Raw genomic sequence first — 4430 nt, 5'->3', positions numbered from 1 at the left:
TCTCTAACGGACAAAACCCACTTACGTGACCTGTTCGATAAGACTAATTTCAATGATGTCAAAGAACTCGATTGTCCCCTTTTTGAAGGACTATTTGATTAAATTTTTAACTCGTCCATTTTTATTGGACACTAATGATATTTATTATTACATAGACGCCGGTTGCTGTGAGAGCACCCGGCGTTTTGTGTGTTTAATGGGGTTTATGAAACCTCTTTCTGATAAATGGGCGATAAATATAGTAGCCTGCTATAGTGGCCAAAAATACCCCTGTACAATTAGCTATAAAATCTATCCAGTCTCCACTTCGGTTGTCTGTACAGTATGACTGTAGAATCTCAATGATTCCGCTCATCAAGACAGGAAATAGAATGCCTCCAATTGTTAATTGTATTTTTTGGATTTGTTTATGCTGAATCAGATGTTCTATCCATATGATGGAACAGAGGCCGCCATACATGCATACATGTACCAGTTTGTCGAAATTATTAATTTCTTCCAATTGGGTGTGGGGAGGAGTAAAAAAAGATAAATACCAGATGACAAGAATCGTCAAAATGGAAAATGGGTATTGTCTTAGAATCTTCATTTTGTGTAAAACTTTAATGTTTCGTGCAAAAATACGATATTTTTTGTACTTTTGTCTCTCCTTTAAATTGTAATTATAATAAAATGATTTATGCAGCATAAAAGTGAAAGAGCAAATTTTGGAAGCAAATTAGGTGCAATTCTTGCTGCCGCAGGTTCTGCGGTGGGTTTGGGTAACATTTGGCGTTTCCCTTATGAGACAGGGAATCATGGTGGGGCTGCATTTATATTGATTTATCTAGGCTGTGTCATTATATTCGGATTGCCTATAATGATAGCTGAGTTTACCATTGGCCGACGCGCTAAGGCGTGTACGGGGGGAGCGTATGAGACATTGGCTCCAGGTACTTATTGGAAGTGGGTAGGTTATGCGGGAGTGTTAACTGGTTTTTTGATATTGGGATATTATTCTGTAGTAGCCGGATGGACCTTGGAATATGTATGGCAAGCGGTTTCGTTTGGATTGTCTGGAAAGAATTCCGAAGAGTATGTATCTATGTTCCAGGATTTTTCTCAGCAGCCGTTCCGACCACTTCTTTGGTTGTTCGTTTTTATGTTTGCCACTCATTTTGTCATTGTAAAGGGTGTGAAAGAAGGTATAGAGAGATCTTCCAAAATCATGATGCCATTGCTGTTTATTCTGGTTATTCTGCTGGCTGGTTGCTCTATTATGTTGCCAGGAGCAGAAAAAGGTATCAAATTTTTGCTCCATCCGGATTTTAGCAAGGTTACTCCAGATGTTTTTCTGGGAGCAATGGGACAGGCTTTCTTCTCCATGAGTTTGGGCATGGGGTGTCTTTCTACTTATGCCTCTTATTTTGGAAAGGAAACTCGCTTGGGGCATACAGCCATGAGTGTAGGTCTGATTGATACATGTGTGGCTGTATTAGCTGGATTGATTATTTTTCCGGCGGCTTTCTCAGTGGGTATTCAGCCGGATGCAGGTCCTTCTTTGATATTTATCACCTTGCCTAATGTTTTCCAGCAGGCTTTTGCGAATGTACCGTTTCTGGCCTATATATGTTCTATTGCTTTTTATGTATTATTGGCTCTGGCTGCTTTAACGTCTACAATTTCTTTGCATGAGGTATCTACGGCCTTTTTGCATGAGAAGTTTCATTTTACGAGAGGACGTGCAGCATGCATTGTTACCGGAGGATGTCTGTTAATCGGTATTGTTTCTTCATTGGCCTTAGGAGAATGGAGTAGTGTGAAAATTGGGGGGGTGAATATGTTTGATGCTTTGGATTATTTGACAGCCAAAATTATGCTTCCAGTATGCGGTATGTTTGCAGCTGTGTTTGTCGGTTGGGTATTAGACAAAAAGATAGTAAAGGGTGAAGTAACCAATTATGGGATGTTGAAGGCTCCTTATTATCCTGTATATCTGATGATTTTAAGGTTTGTGGCTCCAATTGGGATTCTTGCTATTTTTGTGAATGAGTTGGGTTTGGTGAGCTGGTAATGTGGAAAGACTTTTTCTATTATTCCCGGTCAGAGAGGAGGGTAATTCTGCTTCTTTTAGGCTTGCTGGTTGTTGCTGGTGCTTCGTGGTTGGTATGTTGGAAAGTTTATAAGCCAGAATTTATATATGTGGAAGATTCTGCTGAAATAGATTCTTTTTTGGCTTCTGTGAAGCAACGGGAAACTTCTTATATTAAGTCTAAATATGCGCCATCGGATGTGAGGAAAGGGCAGGATACCGTTCTGTTTAATTTTAATCCGAATACGATAGATTCTTTACAGTTGAGAAAACTGGGTTTACCTTCCTTTGTCGTTCGTAATATTCTTCGTTATCGGGAAAAGGGAGGAACTTTTCGAACTCCGGAAGCTTTTGCACGAATTTATGGGTTAAAGAGGGAACAATTTTTATTACTGAGGCCTTATATTCAAATACCTTCAGGAGAGGAGACGAGGCGAGATTCCGTTTATAAGCAGGGTGAATCTTTGAAAACTATGCCAAGAATAGAAAAATATCCTGAAGGAACACTTGTCGAGTTGAATGAAGCTGATACTACTCAATTAAAGCGTATACCAGGCATTGGAAGTAGTATTGCTAAGATGATAGTTGTCTACCGTAATCGTCTTGGAGGCTTTGTACGTTTGGAACAGTTGCAGGAAGTTCCCCTCGTAGATTCTTGTCTGAATAAATGGTTTACCGTACAAGGTGTCCCTTTTCGGAAAATAAGAGTAAATAGGGATGGGTTAGATAGGCTACGTAATCATCCTTATATGGATTTTTATAAGGCAAAAGCTATTCTGGAGTATCGTCGAAAAAGAGGTGATATAAAAGGTCTCTCCCGGCTCTCTTTGTTTGAAGAGTTTACCGAGAAAGACCTTCAACGCTTGTCTCCTTATTTGTCTTTTGAGTGATTTATTTGCGTGTATAACCGGCTGCTTCAGCTATTTTTACCGGGATTTCAGTGTTGTCAATCCGGTTCTGGAATTTGTCTGCTCCAACTCCAATGGCAAAAACAGGAACATACCCAGCAGAGTGTCCTCCACTTGTCCAGCCAATCAGGGCTATTTCATTGAGGATTCGTTTTGCTTCTGCTGCAATAGGTTCATCCTGGGCATATTCACTTTTTTCCATTTTGGCCTGTTGGTTTTTCAGGCTTTTTTCGTAAATAGTTTTCAAACGAGATTCCTGTTTTTCACTTAACTTGATTTTATCCCAGAAACCAAAATTATCTTTTAAAGCTTGTTGTACAGACTCCCAGGATACCTGATTATTGGTTTTAGAGCGGAGCTGATTGATGATTTTCGTAAATCCACTTTCGCTGACTTTCTGGTTCTTTAGTGCTTGTAAGTTCAGTTCATAAGGACCTTTACCTAAAACAAACCCGCCAGTTTCGTGGTCTGCGGTGACTACAATCAAAGTTTCATCTGGGTGTTGCGAATAAAATTCATAAGCTACTTTAATTGCATTATCAAAATCTATTATTTCGTGGAAAGTGGTAGCAGCGTCATTACTATGGCAAGCCCAGTCTATTTTTCCGCCTTCTACCATTAGGAAAAAACCTTTTGACAAATCTTTGGAAAGAAAATTAATGGCCGAACGAGTGATTTCTTGCAAAGTGAGATCGTTTTTCTTTCGATCAATGGCATAGGGTATGGAAGAACGATTTGTTTTAGAAGCGGCTTCCGGTTGGAACAGAATCATTTTCTCTGCTTTTTTACTTTTTTTGAGATAATCTTTATAACCTCTGGCAATGACGTATCCGTGTTGATCTGCTAGTGAGTAAAGGTCGGTGGTCTGAGGATTTTTGTTGTCTTGAGGTTGAAGAAAATCAGAGCCTGCATAGAAATCAAAACCTGTTTCGTATAAGTCTTTTCCAATTTCGTAATAGCTTCCTCTGCCTGATGCATGTGCATAGAAGGCTGCAGGAGTCGCATGGTCTACGCTGACGCTTGTGGCTATTCCTACCCTGCATCCATATTCTTTGGCCCATGTAGCTACGCTATATACGGGTGTTTGTAAGTCTTTTAAAACTCCGATAGCTCCATTTTTTGTCTTGTCTCCTGTGGCGAGTGCAGTACCTGCAGCGGCAGAATCTGTTACTCCGTTAGTTGCAGAGAAAGTGGTTGCTACAGTAGCGTAAGGAAATTGGGTAAACTGTAAAGGGGTAATGCCGATTTTTCCTTCAAGTTCACCCAGATACAATTCAGCACCTTGTACTTGATTAACGCCCATTCCGTCGCCGATGAAATAGAATACGTACTTTGCTTGTTGTGCATCTATGCGGCAAAAAGCCAGTAAGAAGAACAAAATAGTGATAGATAATTTTTTCATAAAGCCTTGTGTTGAGATTATTTTTCTGCGAAAGTAAGAAAAAAAACAA

4 protein-coding genes and 1 pseudogene are annotated in these 4430 nt (G+C 39.8%); 3 read left to right on the top strand and 2 right to left on the bottom strand.

What is annotated here, in order from left to right; genetic code table 11:
* A pseudogene (locus tag ACMJ0U_RS05310) lies at positions 1-102 on the top strand (IS4 family transposase); the annotation flags it as partial.
* Positions 103-193: 91 nt separating this feature from the next.
* On the opposite strand, the gene ACMJ0U_RS05305 reads toward ACMJ0U_RS05310, so the two are convergent.
* Complete coding sequence (locus ACMJ0U_RS05305) at positions 194-688, bottom strand: VanZ family protein (protein WP_417128653.1); 495 nt, start codon at positions 686-688, stop codon at positions 194-196.
* Here ACMJ0U_RS05305 and ACMJ0U_RS05300 point away from each other — a divergent pair.
* Positions 680-2053 (top strand): sodium-dependent transporter, encoded by a 1374-nt coding sequence (locus ACMJ0U_RS05300; protein ID WP_417128652.1) that lies wholly within the window; start codon positions 680-682, stop codon positions 2051-2053. The genes ACMJ0U_RS05305 and ACMJ0U_RS05300 overlap by 9 nt on opposite strands.
* Positions 2053-2961, top strand: coding sequence for a helix-hairpin-helix domain-containing protein (locus ACMJ0U_RS05295; protein WP_417128651.1), 909 nt, complete (start codon positions 2053-2055; stop codon positions 2959-2961). Before ACMJ0U_RS05300 ends, ACMJ0U_RS05295 begins: the two co-directional genes overlap by 1 nt.
* A gap of 1 nt (position 2962) precedes the next feature.
* On the opposite strand, the gene ACMJ0U_RS05290 is transcribed toward ACMJ0U_RS05295, so the two are convergent.
* Entirely contained in the window at positions 2963-4381 is a 1419-nt protein-coding gene (locus ACMJ0U_RS05290) for an alkaline phosphatase (protein ID WP_417128655.1), read from the bottom strand.
* Positions 4382-4430: the final 49 nt, after the last annotated feature.

This window comes from Phocaeicola sp. (genome assembly GCF_048170425.1).
Classification (GTDB): Bacteria; Bacteroidota; Bacteroidia; order Bacteroidales; family Bacteroidaceae; genus Phocaeicola.
The sequence above is the reverse complement of the archived record's forward strand: the minus strand, read 5'-3'. Positions and strand labels throughout refer to the sequence as shown.

Excerpts from the sequence above, each read along its gene's own strand:
- ACMJ0U_RS05300 (WP_417128652.1), top strand. The coding sequence starts at position 680 with ATGCAGCATAAAAGTGAAAGAGCAAATTTTGGAAGCAAATTAGGTGCA.
- ACMJ0U_RS05305 (WP_417128653.1), bottom strand. The coding sequence starts at position 688 with ATGCTGCATAAATCATTTTATTATAATTACAATTTAAAGGAGAGACAA.
- ACMJ0U_RS05290 (WP_417128655.1), bottom strand. The coding sequence starts at position 4,381 with ATGAAAAAATTATCTATCACTATTTTGTTCTTCTTACTGGCTTTTTGC.
- ACMJ0U_RS05295 (WP_417128651.1), top strand. The coding sequence starts at position 2,053 with ATGTGGAAAGACTTTTTCTATTATTCCCGGTCAGAGAGGAGGGTAATT.